The organism is Clostridium lundense DSM 17049, from assembly GCF_000619945.1.
Lineage (GTDB): Bacteria > Bacillota > Clostridia > Clostridiales > Clostridiaceae > Clostridium_AO > Clostridium_AO lundense.
The window spans coordinates 120,657-137,855 of the sequence record NZ_JHVC01000002.1 but is presented as its reverse complement, the minus strand read 5'-3'; the positions used below and the strand labels follow the sequence as shown (position 1 = coordinate 137,855).

The window sequence follows — 17,199 nt, the reverse complement described above, 5'->3', positions numbered from 1 at the left end:
GTACACTCCAATATCATTTATTAAAAGTTTTAAATTTAATCAACATTACTTAATACATCTTCTATTCTCCACTGCAAAAGAGAATACCTTTCAAAACTTCTGTTGTTATCAATCATAAATTTAACAGCTTTAATAGAACCTACTAGTACAACTAACTTTTTTGCCCTAGTTATCCCAGTATACAACAAATTCCTATTCATAAGTAATGGAGGTCCCATAAAGGATGGAACAATGACTACAGGGAATTCACTACCTTGGCTCTTATGTATTGTAATAGCATAAGCTAAATCAATCTCATCTAAATATATAGTTTCATATATTACCTTTCTTTCATCATCAAATATAATTGATACGGTATTATTTTCCTCATCTATATCTTCTATATATCCCATATCACCATTAAATATACCTACTCCTTCATCTTCTCCTATTCCAGCTATTCTAATCCATTTAAGAGAGTAATTATTCTTAGTTTGCATTACTTTATCTCCAACCCTGAATATATTATCTCTAAATTCCTTTTCTTTTTTACTTTCTGATGGAGGATTTAATACCTGTTGCAACTTTTTATTCAAATTTTCTACTCCTAAAACGCCTTTTCTCATAGGGGTTAATATTTGAATATGCTTTAATTTATCCCAATCCTTATTATAATTTGGAAGCCTTTTATCTATAAGACCAACTAGAGTATCTAGTATCTTATTATTTTCTTCACAATTTATAAAATAAAAATCCTTTCCTCTTTCATTTAACACTGGCATTTCTCCATTATTTATTTTATGTGCATTTACAGTAATCATACTTTTAGATGACTGTCTAAATATGTCTTTTAGTCTTATAACCTTAACACAATTACTTTCTATTAGATCCCTTAAAACATTACCAGGTCCTACAGACGGAAGTTGATCTACATCGCCTACAATTATAAGCCTAGTTCCTAAAGACACGGCTTTTAAAAGATTATTCATAAGTACTATATCTATCATCGAGGCTTCATCTACTATTATTACATCACACTCTAATGGAGTTTCTTCTGTTTTGCAAAATGACATTTCCTCATCTTCACTTATACCCATTTCTAATAGTCTGTGTATAGTTTTGGCCTCTTTTCCTGTAGCTTCTGACATTCTCTTGGCAGCTCTTCCTGTTGGCGCTCCCATAAGAACTCTAAAACCATGCTTTTCAAAAATTTGAGTTATACAATTTATTATTGTGGTTTTACCTGTACCAGGTCCCCCTGTTATTATCTCCACTCCACTAGATAGCGCACCTTTTATTGCTTCTTTTTGGGAAGATGCAAATTTAATGTTATTTTTGCCTTCAAACTCTTCTATTTCTTTATCAATATCCATGTCTAATTTATTATAATTACAAAGAGATAAAGTTATAATTTTCTTTGTAACTCCTAATTCACAGTAATAGTACGGAATAGTAAATACATACTGTTTATCTTCTATAGCTTCAACCTTAATCCTTCCTTCATAAGCACTTGCTAATAGATTTTCTCTTATAATCTCTTCTGCTACTCCTAATATATTTAACCCATCTTTTATAAGCTTGGAAACAGGCATACAAGTATTCCCTAATCCACAAAACTGATTAATTATGTATTTTATACCGCTCTGTATTCTAAAGGTGGAAGTGGCTTCTATACCCAAGCTTCTAGCTATTTTATCTGCAGTTTTAAATCCTATCCCAGATATCTCTTCTGTTAATACATATGGATTTTCCTTTACCATTCTTACAGATTCTTCTTTGAATCTTTTATATATCTTTATACACTGATTAGGTGTTACTCCATAACTTTGAAAAAACATCATTATATTTTGAAGTTCTTTTTGTTTACTATAAGATTCATATATAATGGATATCTTTTTATCTCCTATTCCTTCTATTTCTTTTAATCTTTCAATATTATTTTCAAGTACATCTAATGCTTTATCCTTGAATTTTTCCACAATCTTTTTTGCAGTTACAGGTCCTATTCCAGATATTACTCCTGAAGCTAAATATCTTTCAATTCCTGCTGATGTATTAGGAAGGGCTTCCTCACATAACTCCACTTTAAATTGTTCACCAAATTGAGGGTGAATAATCCATTCTCCCCCTAATTTTAAGCTTTGTCCTTCCATAATATACGGAATACATCCTGTTATAGTAAATAACTTTCCTTCTTCCTTTATCTTTGCAACTACATATCCGTTTTCGTCATTTTTAAATATTATAGAATCTACAATTCCATGGACTTCTTCCATAAGATCTCTCCTACTTCTTTTTTATATATTATAGCATACTGTATTACAATAATTTTCTCAAGATAAACTCATTGAATCTTAAGCAACTTTCTGATTATTCAATATCCTTTATTTCAGCATAAGTAGGATGTCAGTATTAGTGTATGAATAAAAATCCCATAAATAAAATTAAGACGGTTACTACCTTTTAGTAGTAACCGTCTTAGCTTATATATATTATAGATATTTTTTTATTTCTTCTACTTTATCTAATCTCTCCCATGGAAGATCTAAGTCTATTCTTCCAAAGTGACCATAGGATGCTACTTGATTGTAAATAGGTCTTCTTAAATCAAGATTTTTAATTATAGCAGCTGGTCTTAAATCAAATACTTTATTCACTATCTCAACAATTTTATCATTTTTAATCTTTCCAGTGTCAAAAGTATCAACTGATATAGAAACTGGTTTAGCAACTCCTATAGCATAAGCTAATTGAATCTCTAATTTATCTGCTACTCCAGCAGCAACTAAATTTTTAGCAACCCATCTTGCTGCATAAGCTGCTGATCTATCAACCTTTGTTGGATCTTTTCCTGAGAATGCTCCACCACCGTGTCTTCCATATCCACCATAAGTATCAACTATTATTTTTCTTCCAGTTAAACCTGCGTCCCCTTGAGGTCCTCCCACAACAAATCTACCTGTTGGATTTATATAATACTTAGTATTTTCGTCTAATAATCCAGCTGGTACAACTTCACTTATAACATACTGAATTAAATCTTTCTCTATTTGCTCCCTAGTAACCTCAGGACTATGTTGAGTTGATATTACTATAGTATCTATTCTTACTGGTTTATTATCTTCATATTCTACTGTAACCTGTGTTTTCCCATCTGGTCTTAAGTAATCTAATGTTCCATTCTTTCTAACTTCTGATAACTTTCTTGATAATTTATGAGCCATAGCTATTGGCATAGGCATATATTCAGGAGTTTCGTTAGTTGCGAAACCAAACATCATACCTTGGTCTCCTGCACCTATCGCATCCTCTTTATCCATTTCTCCTTGCTTAGCTTCTAAAGCTTCATTAACTCCCATAGCTATATCAGGAGATTGCTCATTTATTGAAGTTAAAACAGCACATGTATCACTGTCAAAACCATATTTAGCTCTTGTATATCCTATTCCTTCTATTGTCTGTCTTACAATTTTTGGAATATCTACATAACAATTAGTTGTAATTTCCCCCACAACTAATACCATACCAGTAGTTACTGTAGTTTCACAAGCTACTCTACCATTTGGATCCTGTGCAAGTATGGCATCTAAAACTGCATCGGAAATCTGATCACAAATTTTATCTGGATGTCCTTCTGTAACTGACTCTGATGTAAATAATTTTCTCATTTTATTACCTCCATTTCAATGAACCTACAAAAAATAAAACCTCTTCAATAAGAAGAGGTGATTTATTCCCATTCCTCTTATCTTGCAGAAATCTTCTGCAGGAATTGGCACCGTAGTACAAAGTACTGGTTGCCGGGTTTCATAGGGCCCTTTCCCTCCACCTCTCTTGATAAGAGCTTTTTATACTATTTTATTCTATAATGTTAACATAGTATAAAGCTTATGTCAATTATTAAATTATTAATAATATGTAAAATTATGTATACTATCAAATGGCTACATAGAAAAAAAGACACTATTAAAGTGTCTTTTGGTGGAGGAAGATGGATTCGAACCATCGAAGGCGATAGCCAACAGATTTACAGTCTGCCCCCTTTGGCCGCTCGGGAATTCCTCCATGTATGGTGCTGGCACCAGGAATCGAACCCGGGACCTACTGATTACAAGTCAGTTGCTCTACCTGCTGAGCTATACCAGCATATTAAGTTGTTAGGTTATGTGGTGGAGGAAGATGGATTCGAACCATCGAAGGCGATAGCCAACAGATTTACAGTCTGCCCCCTTTGGCCGCTCGGGAATTCCTCCACATATGGTGCTGGCACCAGGAATCGAACCCGGGACCTACTGATTACAAGTCAGTTGCTCTACCTGCTGAGCTATACCAGCATATTAAGTTGTTTTTTCAACTTTCGTGCGTTGACAAGGATTAGTATACAATCATATGAAATAAATTTCAAACATAAATACTGCCCTTTATCGCAAATCTTGTGGACATTACTCCATTTTTCTAACTTTTTCTCTATTTTAAATACTTGTATGATTTTAATTTATTTAAATTACATTTATAAAATATTTCTTCTTTATTTATATAGCCTCTTATATTATAATTCTTTTTATATACTATATTTTTATAAAATGAGGGGATATATATGCAAAAACTTTTAAGCAAATTAAGAAGAGCAGTAGCTGATTTTAAATTAATACAATCTGGCGATAAAATAGCTATAGGATTATCTGGTGGTAAAGATAGCATAACATTATTACATCTATTAAGCAGATATAGAATATTTTCTCCTGAACCATTTGATTTAATAGCTATAACAATAGATCCTGGCACTGGGGTAGATTTTTCACCTATGGAGATTCTTTGCAAAGATTTAAATGTACCTTTTTATATAGTAAAATCTGATATAAAAGAAATCGTATTTGATATACGAAAAGAAAAAAATCCCTGTGCTCTTTGTGCTAACTTAAGAAGAGGAATACTAAATGATAATGCTAAACAACTTGGATGTACTAAGGTTGCATTAGGTCATCATAAAAATGATGCTATAGAAACATTACTTATGTCTATGTTTTATGAAAGTAGAATAAGTAGCTTTTCACCCAAAACCTACCTAGACAGAAAAGAAATAACTGTAATAAGACCGATGGTATATATAGATGAATTAGACATAAAAAGCTTAGCAAAAAAACATAATTTCCCTATAATAACAAACCCTTGTCCTGCTAATGGATATACTAAACGACAATTTGTAAAGGACTTGACCTATTCATTGGAAAAAGAAATTCCCGATTTAAAAGATCATCTTTTAAAGGCTTTAATGAATGTGGAACAATTAAGTATATGGGATAAGTCAAAATATTAGTTCATAAATAACTTTAATATTCAACAGCTATGCTTCATATAAATAATTAAGGAGGTGTAGCTATTGAATAAAGTTAAAGCACATTTTAAAGATCCTTTATCCTATTATAAACTCGCTTATTTTATAAAAGATTATCTAGATGTGAATACTATAGTAGTATGTATAGGTACAGATAGATGCATAGGCGATTGCCTTGGCCCTTTAGTAGGAACCTTATTAAAAGAAAAAAACTTCTCTCTTCCAGTGTTCGGAACAATATCGGAGCCTATACACGCTTTAAATATTGATAAAAAGTTGCAAGAAATTAAACTTGCTTATCCTACATCAAATATGATAGGTATAGATGCCTGTCTTGGTGATACTGATAATATTGGAGAAATTCATGCTAGAGATTATTCTATTCATCCCGGCAAAGGGGTTGGAAAAACACTTCCACACGTTGGAAAGGCCTCCATAATAGGAATTGTAGATTCTACAGAAAATAATATATTCACTAATAACACAATAAGATTAGATTTAGTATTGAATATCTCTAAGGTAATAACAGACTCCCTTTTATATGCTTATAATTTAAACTTTTTAAATTCAACTAATTAAAGATTATAAATAAATTTAAAAGCAAAGGATAAAGCCTTTGCTTTTAATAACCAAATTAGTAAAAACACTAATCAATTAAACTAATATCGTCACCGCTAAAGGTTACATCTAACTTGTCTAAATAATCTAAGACTTTACCTGTACCTATAGCTACACAGGAAACAGCCTCTTCTGATATGTGTACAGGAACTTTTGTTACATCCTGTATTAACTTATCAAGTCCATATAAGAGGGCACCGCCTCCTGTCATTACTATACCCTTATCAGCTATATCAGCTGCCAATTCAGGTGGAGTTTTTTCTAAAACTGAATGTGTACATTCTGCAATAGCATTTACAGTCTCGCTTAAAGCTTCTCTCATTTCTTCCGAGGATACTGATATATTTTTGGGAAGTCCTGTAATTAAATCTCTTCCTCTTATTTCCATAGTTACTTCTTCTTCTCTTTTATATGCTGAACCTATATTCATTTTTAAATCTTCTGCAGTTCTTTCTCCAATCATTAACTTATGTTTTTTTCTTATATATCTTATTATAGCTTCATCAAACTTATCTCCTGCAATTTTTATGGAAGATCTGACTACTATTCCTCCTAAAGATATAATAGCAATATCAGTAGTTCCTCCTCCTATGTCTATAACCATGCTTCCACTAGCTCTTGTTATATCAAGCCCTGATCCTATAGCTGCCGCTAAAGGTTCTTCAATTAAAAATACCTTTTTAGCTCCTGCATTTTTAGCTGCATCAATTACTGCTCTTTTCTCTACTCCTGTTGCTTCACATGGTATACACACTACTACTCTAGGTGAAACCATTTTCCTTTTTCCACAAACTCTTGTTATAAAATACTTTAACATCTTTTCTGTTAAATCATAATCTGAAATAACTCCATCCTTTAACGGACGAGTAGCAATAATGTTCCCTGGAGTTCTTCCTATCATTTGTCTAGCTTCTTCTCCAACAGCTAACACTTTGTTTTTACTCTTATCTATAGCTACTACTGAAGGCTCCTTTAAAACAACACCTTTACCCTTAATAAATACTAATACAGTAGCTGTCCCTAAATCTATTCCCATATCAGTTCCAACATTAAAAAACATTCCTATTATTCCCACCTACTCTTTCGTTATTCTTTATCTAATAAGATTATTTAATTTCTTATTACAATATAATTTAATTATAATAGGAATGTATCTATCCTTCAATAGCCTTGTACTTCATTTTGGTTGCTTTTCCACCTCTTATATGCCTTTCAGATTTATTGTAATCAAGTATATTTTTTGCTTCCCTTGCAATTTGAGGATTTATTTTAGGTAACCTTTCCGTCATATCTTTATGAATAGTACTTTTACTAACTCCAAATACCTTGGCTGTTTTTCTAATCGTAGCTTTAGAACTTATAATATAATTTGCAACTTCAAGAACTCTTTCTTCAATGTAGTCTTTCAACCTGCTACCTCCTTAACCCTTCTATATTTATAAATATGCCATGCCCTATATTTAAATTACATTTGGTTAGCCATTTTCCGATATAAACCTCGGAAAATGGCTCATTGTTAATACTTTATATACTTAGATGGATTTATAAATTCTCCATTTTTTAAAACTGCAAAGTGTAAATGATCCCCATAAGTTTCATAGGAAGCTCTTACTGTAGTTTTACCTACACAACCTAACTTTGATCCTGTTTTAACCATTTCACCTTTCTTCACAGCCAATTTGGAATCCAAATTTGAGTATATTGTTTTCAAACCATTCTGATGATTGATTGTAACTTGAATACCATCTATCCCATCAGTTTCAATGCTTTCTACTTTTCCATCCGTAACTGCAACTACTGGCTTACCAACTTCACATTTAATATCTACTCCAAAATTAGGCCTGTAGCTATTAGTAGATTTCCAAAATACAGGTTCTTCTGAATATCCTCTTGCTAATATTCCTTGCACAGGTTTAATAAACTTTGTCTCAACATTTTTAGCTACCTGAGCAGTCTTATTTTCATTTTTTTGAACCTGATTATTAGCATTTTCCTTTTTTTCTTCATTCTTTACTTGAAGAGCATTATCATAATCAGGATAAGTTTGCTCTGTTCCTTTTGCTACTTCCTTACCACTTTCATTTTGAACAACACTTGGTTGTTGAGATGGAAGTTGTTTTCTAGCCTGCTTATTATTTTTTGTAGTTATAACAGCTACTGCAGCTAAAATGCATAAACAAAGAAACAGTATTACATAAAAACCCTCCTTCTTTATAAAGTTTGAAAACTTGTTTGAATTTTTATTATCCATATCAACACCTCCTTTTTGTAGTTTGTCCAGACGTTAGTAAAAAATACATTTTTTATTTAAATTTTTTTCTTTTTATTTCATTTTTTTTATATATATTTTGACAAAAAAGGAAGCACATACATTAAAGTATATGCTCCCTTTATCAAATATTGGGGTAATTACAACTTTTCCACCTTAGTTCCTTGATAATAATGGCCCAGTATTTCTTTATAATTTTTGTTACTCTTTGCCATAGCATTAGCTCCCCATTGACTCATTCCTACACCATGACCATAGCCTTTGCATACTATATCTACACTATTCTTATTAAATACAATAGAAAAATTAGTAGAGTTCAATCCCAACATACTTCTAAATTTAACTCCTGAAACTGTAGTTTTGCCTAATTGTAATTCCTTTACACTACCAGCCTCAGTTCTACTCTTTATTTTTATATTGGATTTTAAACTATTAGATGAAGGAATTGATTTAGGATAATAACCATTTATTATATTAGTTAAACTATTGTTAGAATAACTTATAGATGTTTTATACTTTTGTGCACTTTCTTCACCAGGACTTTTCACACTCTTTAAATATGGAATAGATTCAGAAAATACTTCTGATGCATTTTCTGTATTTCCACTACTTACTGCAAAATAATAAGGTTCTTTTATCACTTTTCCGCCATATGTTATTACCTCAGATCTTGTTTCTTTAACACTATCCTCTATTTTCCTCCAATAAGCTTCTCCTTTACTTTTAGGCCAATCTTTCATCCTCTCATCTTTATGCATAAATACTTGACAATGGGTTGTATTGCACAAATCAGCATTCAAAACATTGCTACACCTTTTTCCACCCTCAGATTCTATATGTGCTAGGGCATAGGTTCTTGCAGCTACTGCTTGTGCTTTTAAAGCTTCTATATTAAACTCTACAGGCATCTCTGCTGCTATTACTCCTTTTATATATTCTTCTAGATCCATCTCTTCTACAGTCCTTTTCTGAGAAATATACACTTTTACTTTAATATTTTTTTCGTGATTTTTAATAGGTACATTGGGAATATTTTTAGATTTTATTTCAGACTTGTCCAGCTTAGTTATATTTTCTTTTGTGCCAGACACTGGTCTTAGGATAATAAAAGAAATTAAGGTTATAAATGTAATACTAATTAAAACAGTTATTAAAAATCTACTTAAATAAAAAAACATATCATTTTTTCTCATATAGTTTTCTCCTTTATTTTAATCTAAAGTATCTTATTATTAACTATATGAGAAAAATTTTTCACTTATTACTTAATATTTAAATGCACTTTCTATATATATTAGCACCTAATCCTTGAAGTTTCCTCTCAATGTTTACATAACCTCTATCTATATGATAAACATCTGTTACTTCTGTGGATCCAACTGCTGATAATCCACACAATATTAATGCCGCCCCCGCTCTTAAATCTGTGGATTTAACTTCACATCCAGTAAGTCGATCTGCTCCTTCAATTATTGCACTTCTTCCATCAATTTTTATATTAGCACCCATTCTTTTCATTTCAGGTGCATGCATAAATCTATTCTCAAATATTGTCTCTGTTATAATACTTGTTCCCTTTACCAAAGATAATAGACCCATCATTTGAGCTTGCATATCTGTAGGGAATCCTGGATAGGGCATAGTTTTAATATCAATTGGCTTAAGTACACCTGTACCATCAACTACAAGACTTTGTCCTTGGACTTCTATTGATACTCCCATTTCTGTAAGCTTAGCTATAATGGGTTTCATATGGTCTTCATTAATTCCCACTATTTTAATTTTGCTTCTAGTAATCGCTGCGGCCACCATAAAAGTCCCAGCTTCTATTCTGTCATATATCGGTTTATGAACAGTACCCTTTAGTTTTTTAACTCCTACTATTCTAATAGTATCTGTACCCGCACCTGTAACATTTGCACCCATACTATTTAGAAACTCCGCTAAATCCTCTATCTCAGGTTCTTCTGCTGCATTTTCAATTACTGTTTCTCCTTGTGCCATAACTGCTGCCATCATTATATTTTCTGTAGCCCCCACAGATGGAAAGTCTAAATATATTTTATTTCCTATCAATTTTCTAGCTCTAGCTTCTACGTAACCATGTCCCACACTTACCTCTGCTCCAAGAGCATTAAGACCCTTTAAATGCAATTCTATAGGTCTTGTTCCAATGTTACATCCTCCTGGTAGCGATATCCTAAATTTGCCAAACCGTGAAATCATAGGTCCCATTATCAAAAAAGAAGCTCTTAACTTTTTCACTAACTCACTACAAGGCTCACAGTCACAGATATCAGATGTATCTATAATAACTTTATTGCTATTTTTATCTATATCTATATCCGCTGATACAGATCTCAAAACATCACTTATAACAAAAACATCCTCTAGCATAGGCGCATTCTCTATAATACATTTGTCCCCGCTTAATATACTAGCGGCAATAATAGGTAATACTGAATTCTTAGCAGAACTAATTTTTACTTCTCCACTTAGAGTATTACCACCTTTTACTATGATCTTATCCATTCTTATCCTCCATATATAAATTGCTAATAAGAAATAAGTATCTCCGGTGTTCCCATTATTATATAATTACCTGAATGATATCTACATAAAGCATAATTAAAATCAATTGGTTTTCCATTAACATTTATTGGGTTATATTTCTTTGTATATGCAGTAGTACTATATCCTTTATCTAATTTGATGGTTTCAATATTCTCTCCTCTAGCGTTTTTCAACAAAGCAATTATTTTTTTATTTGTTTTTTGAAGATCTTCTCCATCTATTTGTGCTTTTACGTATTTAAAAAATTTAATATCTTTATTATTTATTATTTCTGTAAATTGTTCTTCTAGTCTATTTAATTCATTTATTTTATTTTTTTCCTTTACGTTTATTGTAACTACATTATAATTATCATATTTTGTACTTTGTACATATCCTTCTAGGTTATTGTCCTTAAATTCTATACAATATATTTTTCCGTTTTTAATCGTGTTCCTATAATGATCTTGAGAAACTTTTAGTTTTTTTAATATTTCTTTACAAACTTTATTTCCATCTTCTTTACTATAAAAATTAGTTGTTAAACCATACTCAACTACCTTACCATTGGTATCTTTAAGTATACAATTAAAAACATCCTCATTCTTCACAGTTTTAGAATTACCTGCAAATAAAAACAAAGTACCAGATAAAAAAACTATAACTAAAATTAATAAACCTTTTCTCTTCATATATTCGCTATTTTAAATAGCTTCCCCCCCATAACTTAATATAAAAAGATACATAATTTACCAAATTATCTTTTCAAATTAAATTATAGACATATACAAAATATTTATTCACTAAATATACTACTAATATATAATTTCTATAAAAAAGTGTTACAAATTATATTTATTGCGTTTTTTATACTCTTTAATATATAATTCCAGAAAGTTAAACATGTAAACAGTGTTCTTGATTTAGAGAAAGTTTTTACTCCCAATTTGAAGAAGATGGCAGTAAAGATCAGCTAGTCATCAAATAAATAAAGACCCTATATCCTAAGATATAGAGTCTTCAATATATTCGCATATTATTTTTACTTCATCATTAGTTACTTTCATTAACCCTGTAGAATTGTGAAATTTATATCTTTTACCATTTATATCTTCAAACTCGGTTAATGTAGATTTTAGTGGAGTTATTAGATCTGAATGCATTGGAAGTATTTCTATTTTTCCAACTACACTTTCAGTAATAAGTTTCCTTATATCTAAATTATAATATTGTTTAAAAGGAGTACTTACTATAAGCTTAATGCTATTATTCATATATCATCTTTCCCTTATTTATTAATCATGGCTTTACCTTTTTCCACTACTTCATCTATGGTTCCAGAAAATAAAAATGCAGCTTCTGGAATGTCATCATACTTTCCTTCTAATATCTCTTTAAATCCCCTTACAGTCTCCTTAACCGGAACATACTTACCCTGCATTCCAGTAAATTGTTCTGCTACTGTGAAAGGTTGTGATAAAAATCTTTGAATTCTTCTTGCCCTAGCTACCACTGCTTTATCTTCTTCTGAAAGTTCGTCTATTCCTAAAATTGCTATTATATCTTGTAATTCTTTATATCTTTCTAAAACATGTTTTACTTCTGTAGCTACTTTGTAATGTTCTTCACCAACTATTCTAGGATCTAATATTCTAGATGTTGATTCCAAAGGATCTACTGCTGGGTAAATTCCTAGCTCTACTATAGATCTTGATAAAACGGTAGTTGCATCCAAGTGCGTAAAAGTTGTAGCTGGAGCTGGGTCTGTTAAATCATCCGCAGGTACATATACAGCCTGCACTGAAGTAATTGACCCGTGGATAGTAGAAGTTATTCTTTCTTGTAAAGCTCCCATTTCTGTAGCAAGAGTTGGCTGATAACCTACTGCACTTGGTATTCTACCAAGTAAAGCTGATACTTCTGAACCTGCTTGAGTAAATCTAAATATATTATCTATAAACAAAAGAACATCTTGACCTTTGTCTCTAAAATATTCTGACATAGTAAGTCCTGTTAATGCCACTCTCATTCTCGCTCCAGGTGGTTCATTCATTTGTCCAAATACCAAAGCAGTTTTATCAATAACACCAGATTCCTTCATTTCATTATAAAGATCATTACCTTCTCTTGTTCTTTCACCTACTCCTGTAAACACTGATAATCCACCATGCTGTTTAGCAATATTATTTATAAGCTCTTGTATAAGAACTGTCTTTCCAACTCCAGCGCCTCCAAAAAGTCCTATTTTACCGCCTTTTTCATAAGGTGCCAATAAATCTATAACCTTAATACCCGTTTCAAACATCTCTGGTTCTACCGATTGTTCTTCAAAAGTAGGTGCCTTTCTATGTATTGGATAATATGTAGTTCCATCCACTTCACCGCATTCATCAATTGGCTTTCCCAATACATTAAATAATCTTCCTAATACATTTTCTCCAACTGGTACTGATATAGGTTTTCCTGTATCTACAGCATCTATTCCTCTTTTTAAACCATCTGTAGATTCCATGGCTATAGTTCTTACTACATCGTCTCCTATATGTTGTTCTACTTCAGCTATTATCTTTCTACCATCTAAGTCTATCTCTATTGCATTAAATATATTAGGAAGATATTCAGAATCAAACTTTATATCTATAACTGCACCAATTACTTGTATTACTTTCCCTACATTTCCTGACATATTACACCTCCTGGCAAATTACTTTTGAGCTTCAGCTCCTCCAATAATTTCAGATATTTCTTCAGTAATAGCACTTTGCCTTATTCTGTTATATTGAGTATTCAATTTATCAAGTATATCCTTTGCATTCTTGCTAGCCCCATCCATTGCGGTCATTCTAGCTGCTTGCTCTGACACCTTAGAATTTAATAAATAATTTAAGATTTTTTGATTTATATAAGGTTCTACCATTTGCTCCAGCATCATATTAGGGCTAATTTCAAATTCAAAATTATATTTTAAATCAACATTATCACTTATTTGGAGAGGAAGTATTTTCTTTGTTTCTACTTCTTGCTTAACTGTAGATACAAATCTTGTATATACTATATATACAGAATTTATAGTTTTATCTTTATATAAATTAAGTATTAAATTGCTTATATCTTTTATATTCTCTAACTTAGGGTCATCATCTATATTTAAAAATTCTTTTTCTATTGGAATTCTAAATTTATTAAAATAAGATTTACCTTTACGACCAACCACCATTAATATAGAATTTTCCTTATTATCGGTTAGTGCTTTTATCGCTTCATTTACTACATTTATATTATATCCACCACAAAGCCCTAAATTTGAAGTTATAACTAAATAAAGCGTTTTTCCTTCCCCAGTTTTTTTTGTATATAAATTATTGCCCTCTAAAGAGTTTACAATGTGATTCTTAACATCCTCAAAATGATCATTATAAGCTTTATTTCCTTCTAGCTTTACTCTAACTTTTTTTAGCTTGGATGTAGCAACAATTCCCATAGCCTTTGTGATTTTTTGAGTGTTAGTTACTGATTTCATCCTTCTTCTTATTTCAATAAGCCCTACAGCTGCCATGCTTCCCTCCTAAAACAACATATCACTGACTTAAAAATATTTTTTAAAATCTTCTATAGCTGAATTAAGTTTTTGTTTTATTTCATCAGATAGTTGCTTTTCTTCTAATATTTGTTTTCCAATATCTCCATGATGGATATCCATATAATCTAAAAATTCTTTTTCAAATCTTCCTATATTCTCTATAGGAACATCCATCAAATAATTATTAACACCTGCATAAAGTATCATTACTTGTTTCTCCACAGGCATTGGCTCATATTGTTTCTGCTGCAATATCTGTACTAATCTTTTTCCCTTTTCTAATCTTTTTTTAGATTCCTTATCAAGATCTGATCCGAATTGTGCAAAAGAAGCTAATTCCCTATATTGAGCAAGCTCTAATCTAAGAGTTCCTGCTACTTGTTTCATAGCTTTAATTTGTGCATTTCCCCCAACTCTTGATACAGAAATACCTGCATTTACAGCTGGTCTTACTCCTGCATAAAACAAATCAGCATCTAAGAATATTTGGCCATCTGTTATGGATATAACATTAGTAGGAATATAAGCTGTTACATCTCCTGCTAAAGTCTCTATAATGGGAATAGCTGTAAGAGATCCTCCTCCTAGTTTATCTGAAAGTTTAGCAGCTCTCTCTAAAAGTCTAGAATGTAAATAGAAGACATCTCCTGGATAAGCTTCTCTTCCTGGTGGTCTCCTTAAAAGTAAAGACATAGTTCTATAAGCAACTGCATGCTTTGACAAATCATCATAAACTATCAATACATCCTTGCCTTTGTTCATAAAATACTCACCCATACTACATCCAGAGTATGGTGCAAGGAATTGAAGCGGTGCTGTTTCTGAAGCTGTGGAAGATACTACTATTGTATAATCCATAGCTCCCATCTCACTTAAATCATTAACTATATGAGCCACAGTTGATTGTTTTTGGCCAATTGCCACATATATACATATAACATCTTTACCCTTTTGGTTTAATATAGCGTCTATGGCTAAAGCTGTTTTTCCTGTTTGTCTATCTCCTATTATTAACTCCCTTTGACCTTTTCCTATAGGTATCATAGAATCTATAGCTTTAATTCCTGTTTGCAAAGGTTCTTTTACAGATTGTCTATATATAACTCCAGGCGCTTGAACTTCTACTGGTCTTTTTTCAGAAGTTTTTATTGATCCTTTTCCATCTATAGCTCTTCCTAAAGAGTTTACTACCCTTCCTATAAGCTCTTCTCCAACAGGCACTTCTACAACTCTGCCTGTTCTTTTTACTATATCTCCTTCTTTTAATCCTTCCTCAGCACCAAATAGCACGCATCCTACATTATCTTGCTCTAAGTTTAAAGCCATTCCATATACTTCATTAGGAAATTCTAATAATTCTCCCGCAATACAATCATCAAGTCCATAAACCCTTGCTATTCCATCACCTATTTGTATGATTGTACCCGAATCCTCAGTTTGTATCTTTTTTTCATATCTTTCTATTTCTTTCTTTATGATTGATGTAATTTCTTCAGGATTTATATTCATAGTATCACCTCTATTCTGTTCTGAGCATTAATTTTTTCATTTCATTTAACTTGGATTTAATTGTTCCATCAATTACATCGTCTCCAACTCTTATGTAAACTCCTCCAATAATACTTGGATCAATTTCTTCTTTTAATACTATTTCTTTATTATACTTTTTAGATAAATTATTCTTTAGATTTTTTCTATCCTCTTGATCTAATGGTATTACTGTTCTAACATTTACAAACAGCATATTGTGTTTTTCAAAATATATTTTTTCAAGCTCTATCTGCTTTTCTTTAAGATGCAGTATTCTGCCCTTTTCTATTAAAATTAATAAAAAGGACAATAATTCCTCATCTATTTTGCCCTTAAAAATTTCAATAAATACCTTTTTCTTTTTAGAAGTACTAATTTGTGGATGTTTAATAAGTTGAATAAGTTCATTATTACTATCTATTACCTGTGTAACTTCTTTTAAAGTTTTTCTATATTCTTCTACCTTGCCTTTTTTTTCTGCAACTTCATATAACGCAAGGGAATATCTTCTATCCAAATACTCATACATAGTTATATACCTACCTTAGTAATAAACTCCTTAATAAGTTCCCTATGTTTTTCTTCATCTATAGTTTCTTCCAATGCCTTAGCACTCATCAAAAGTGATAAATCAATAATTTGTTTTTTCATTTCCTCTGTAGCCTTTTCTCTCTCAAGTCTTATTTCATTTCTTGATCTTTCTTCAATTAAAGAGGCTTCTTTCTTAGCATCCCTTATTATTTCATTTGAAACTTTTTCGGCCTTTACTTTATATTCTTCTATTAGAGTTCTTCCCTTTTCTTTAGACTCTCTTAATAGCTTAGTATTTTCATTCTTCAAAGCTTCAGCCTTTTCTTCATCATCTTTAGCTTTCTTTATTCTATTATTTATATCCTGTTGCCTTGTACTTAATATTCTTTGTACAGGCTTAATTAAAAAATAGGTTACTACCCCTAATAGTAAAATAAAATTTATTATAGTAGCTATAGATTGTGAGATATCTATCATTAAGCTTAAGGCCTCCTTTCAGACTTAATTTATTATAACAATTAAATTAACTTTGAAATCACCTTAAATATTAAAAGTAATCCAATTAATGCTGCATAAATAGCTGTAGCTTCTGAAAAGGCACTACCTATAACTAATGCACTCATAATTTTACCATTAGCCTCAGGCTGTCTTGAGATACCTTCAACTGCTTTTCCTGTAGCATTACCTGTTCCTATACCAGCTCCTATACAACCTATAGCTGCAAGTCCTGCTCCTACAGCTGCCATACCTGCTACAAATGCTTTTGGATCAATAGTATTCATAATAAATTCCTCCTTAAAATTA

17 protein-coding genes, 4 tRNA genes and 1 riboswitch are annotated in these 17,199 nt (G+C 31.3%); of the genes, 2 read left to right on the top strand and 19 right to left on the bottom strand.

Going from position 1 to position 17,199, the window contains the following annotated elements; all coding sequences use genetic code 11:
* Positions 1-35: 35 nt before the first annotated feature.
* From recD2 to T514_RS0104440, 6 genes are all read right to left on the bottom strand, one after another.
* Positions 36-2,255, bottom strand: coding sequence for an SF1B family DNA helicase RecD2 (recD2, locus tag T514_RS0104465; protein WP_027623690.1), 2,220 nt, complete (start codon positions 2,253-2,255; stop codon positions 36-38).
* 216 nt (positions 2,256-2,471) lie between these two features.
* Positions 2,472-3,647 (bottom strand): methionine adenosyltransferase, encoded by a 1,176-nt coding sequence (gene metK, locus T514_RS0104460; RefSeq protein WP_027623689.1) that lies wholly within the window; start codon positions 3,645-3,647, stop codon positions 2,472-2,474.
* A gap of 74 nt (positions 3,648-3,721) precedes the next feature.
* Positions 3,722-3,823, bottom strand: a riboswitch (SAM riboswitch).
* Between the two features lie 135 nt (positions 3,824-3,958).
* A tRNA-Tyr gene (locus T514_RS0104455) sits at positions 3,959-4,044 on the bottom strand.
* Positions 4,045-4,049: 5 nt separating this feature from the next.
* A tRNA-Thr gene (locus T514_RS0104450) sits at positions 4,050-4,125 on the bottom strand.
* Positions 4,126-4,146: 21 nt separating this feature from the next.
* Positions 4,147-4,232: transfer RNA gene (locus T514_RS0104445), tRNA-Tyr, on the bottom strand.
* 5 nt (positions 4,233-4,237) lie between these two features.
* Positions 4,238-4,313 (bottom strand) — tRNA-Thr (locus tag T514_RS0104440).
* 263 nt (positions 4,314-4,576) lie between these two features.
* Here T514_RS0104440 and T514_RS0104435 point away from each other — a divergent pair.
* Both T514_RS0104435 and yyaC read left to right on the top strand, forming a co-directional pair.
* Positions 4,577-5,296 (top strand): tRNA 2-thiocytidine biosynthesis TtcA family protein, encoded by a 720-nt coding sequence (locus T514_RS0104435; protein ID WP_027623688.1) that lies wholly within the window; start codon positions 4,577-4,579, stop codon positions 5,294-5,296.
* 63 nt (positions 5,297-5,359) lie between these two features.
* On the top strand, positions 5,360-5,893 hold the full coding sequence (gene yyaC, locus T514_RS0104430) for a spore protease YyaC (RefSeq protein WP_027623687.1): 534 nt from the start codon (positions 5,360-5,362) through the stop codon (positions 5,891-5,893).
* A 67-nt stretch (positions 5,894-5,960) separates the two neighbouring features.
* Here the strand turns inward: yyaC and mreB are convergent, their stop codons facing one another.
* From mreB to atpE, 13 genes are all read right to left on the bottom strand, one after another.
* A complete protein-coding gene (gene mreB, locus T514_RS0104425; protein ID WP_027623686.1) occupies positions 5,961-6,992 on the bottom strand; it encodes a rod shape-determining protein in 1,032 nt (343 codons plus the stop codon).
* A 94-nt stretch (positions 6,993-7,086) separates the two neighbouring features.
* The gene (spoIIID, locus tag T514_RS0104420) at positions 7,087-7,341 is read right to left on the bottom strand and encodes a sporulation transcriptional regulator SpoIIID (RefSeq protein WP_027623685.1); all 255 of its coding nucleotides are present in this window, start codon (positions 7,339-7,341) and stop codon (positions 7,087-7,089) included.
* Between the two features lie 107 nt (positions 7,342-7,448).
* Entirely contained in the window at positions 7,449-8,183 is a 735-nt protein-coding gene (locus T514_RS0104415; RefSeq protein ID WP_027623684.1) for a M23 family metallopeptidase, read from the bottom strand.
* A gap of 158 nt (positions 8,184-8,341) precedes the next feature.
* Positions 8,342-9,394, bottom strand: coding sequence for a stage II sporulation protein D (gene spoIID / locus T514_RS0104410; protein ID WP_156939795.1), 1,053 nt, complete (start codon positions 9,392-9,394; stop codon positions 8,342-8,344).
* 79 nt (positions 9,395-9,473) lie between these two features.
* Positions 9,474-10,733, bottom strand: a complete 1,260-nt coding sequence (murA, locus tag T514_RS0104405; protein WP_027623682.1) for a UDP-N-acetylglucosamine 1-carboxyvinyltransferase — start codon at positions 10,731-10,733, stop codon at positions 9,474-9,476.
* A 23-nt stretch (positions 10,734-10,756) separates the two neighbouring features.
* Positions 10,757-11,446 (bottom strand): YwmB family TATA-box binding protein, encoded by a 690-nt coding sequence (locus tag T514_RS0104400; protein ID WP_027623681.1) that lies wholly within the window; start codon positions 11,444-11,446, stop codon positions 10,757-10,759.
* A gap of 312 nt (positions 11,447-11,758) precedes the next feature.
* The gene (locus T514_RS23785) at positions 11,759-12,028 is read right to left on the bottom strand and encodes a F0F1 ATP synthase subunit epsilon (protein ID WP_051541777.1); all 270 of its coding nucleotides are present in this window, start codon (positions 12,026-12,028) and stop codon (positions 11,759-11,761) included.
* Positions 12,029-12,042: 14 nt separating this feature from the next.
* Complete coding sequence (gene atpD / locus T514_RS0104390; RefSeq protein WP_027623680.1) at positions 12,043-13,440, bottom strand: F0F1 ATP synthase subunit beta; 1,398 nt, start codon at positions 13,438-13,440, stop codon at positions 12,043-12,045.
* 18 nt (positions 13,441-13,458) lie between these two features.
* Positions 13,459-14,310: an ATP synthase F1 subunit gamma gene (gene atpG, locus T514_RS0104385; protein ID WP_027623679.1), complete on the bottom strand. Its 852-nt coding sequence runs from the start codon at positions 14,308-14,310 to the stop codon at positions 13,459-13,461.
* Between the two features lie 30 nt (positions 14,311-14,340).
* Positions 14,341-15,843, bottom strand: coding sequence for a F0F1 ATP synthase subunit alpha (atpA, locus tag T514_RS0104380; protein ID WP_027623678.1), 1,503 nt, complete (start codon positions 15,841-15,843; stop codon positions 14,341-14,343).
* Positions 15,844-15,853: 10 nt separating this feature from the next.
* A complete protein-coding gene (locus T514_RS0104375) occupies positions 15,854-16,393 on the bottom strand; it encodes a F0F1 ATP synthase subunit delta (RefSeq protein ID WP_027623677.1) in 540 nt (179 codons plus the stop codon).
* Positions 16,394-16,395: 2 nt separating this feature from the next.
* Positions 16,396-16,872 (bottom strand): F0F1 ATP synthase subunit B, encoded by a 477-nt coding sequence (locus T514_RS0104370; protein WP_034868158.1) that lies wholly within the window; start codon positions 16,870-16,872, stop codon positions 16,396-16,398.
* Positions 16,873-16,913: 41 nt separating this feature from the next.
* A complete protein-coding gene (atpE, locus tag T514_RS0104365; RefSeq protein WP_027623675.1) occupies positions 16,914-17,168 on the bottom strand; it encodes an ATP synthase F0 subunit C in 255 nt (84 codons plus the stop codon).
* Between the last annotated feature and the right edge of the window lie 31 nt (positions 17,169-17,199).

Bases quoted from the DNA above. Each gene is read 5' to 3' on its own strand.
- T514_RS0104375 (WP_027623677.1), bottom strand. From the start codon at position 16,393: ATGTATGAGTATTTGGATAGAAGATATTCCCTTGCGTTATATGAAGTT.
- spoIID (WP_156939795.1), bottom strand. From the start codon at position 9,394: ATGAGAAAAAATGATATGTTTTTTTATTTAAGTAGATTTTTAATAACT.
- recD2 (WP_027623690.1), bottom strand. From the start codon at position 2,255: ATGGAAGAAGTCCATGGAATTGTAGATTCTATAATATTTAAAAATGAC.
- murA (WP_027623682.1), bottom strand. From the start codon at position 10,733: ATGGATAAGATCATAGTAAAAGGTGGTAATACTCTAAGTGGAGAAGTA.
- T514_RS0104400 (WP_027623681.1), bottom strand. From the start codon at position 11,446: ATGAAGAGAAAAGGTTTATTAATTTTAGTTATAGTTTTTTTATCTGGT.
- metK (WP_027623689.1), bottom strand. From the start codon at position 3,647: ATGAGAAAATTATTTACATCAGAGTCAGTTACAGAAGGACATCCAGAT.
- atpD (WP_027623680.1), bottom strand. From the start codon at position 13,440: ATGTCAGGAAATGTAGGGAAAGTAATACAAGTAATTGGTGCAGTTATA.
- T514_RS23785 (WP_051541777.1), bottom strand. From the start codon at position 12,028: ATGAATAATAGCATTAAGCTTATAGTAAGTACTCCTTTTAAACAATAT.
- T514_RS0104370 (WP_034868158.1), bottom strand. From the start codon at position 16,872: ATGATAGATATCTCACAATCTATAGCTACTATAATAAATTTTATTTTA.
- mreB (WP_027623686.1), bottom strand. From the start codon at position 6,992: ATGTTTTTTAATGTTGGAACTGATATGGGAATAGATTTAGGGACAGCT.
- atpG (WP_027623679.1), bottom strand. From the start codon at position 14,310: ATGGCAGCTGTAGGGCTTATTGAAATAAGAAGAAGGATGAAATCAGTA.
- T514_RS0104415 (WP_027623684.1), bottom strand. From the start codon at position 8,183: ATGGATAATAAAAATTCAAACAAGTTTTCAAACTTTATAAAGAAGGAG.
- atpA (WP_027623678.1), bottom strand. From the start codon at position 15,843: ATGAATATAAATCCTGAAGAAATTACATCAATCATAAAGAAAGAAATA.
- T514_RS0104435 (WP_027623688.1), top strand. From the start codon at position 4,577: ATGCAAAAACTTTTAAGCAAATTAAGAAGAGCAGTAGCTGATTTTAAA.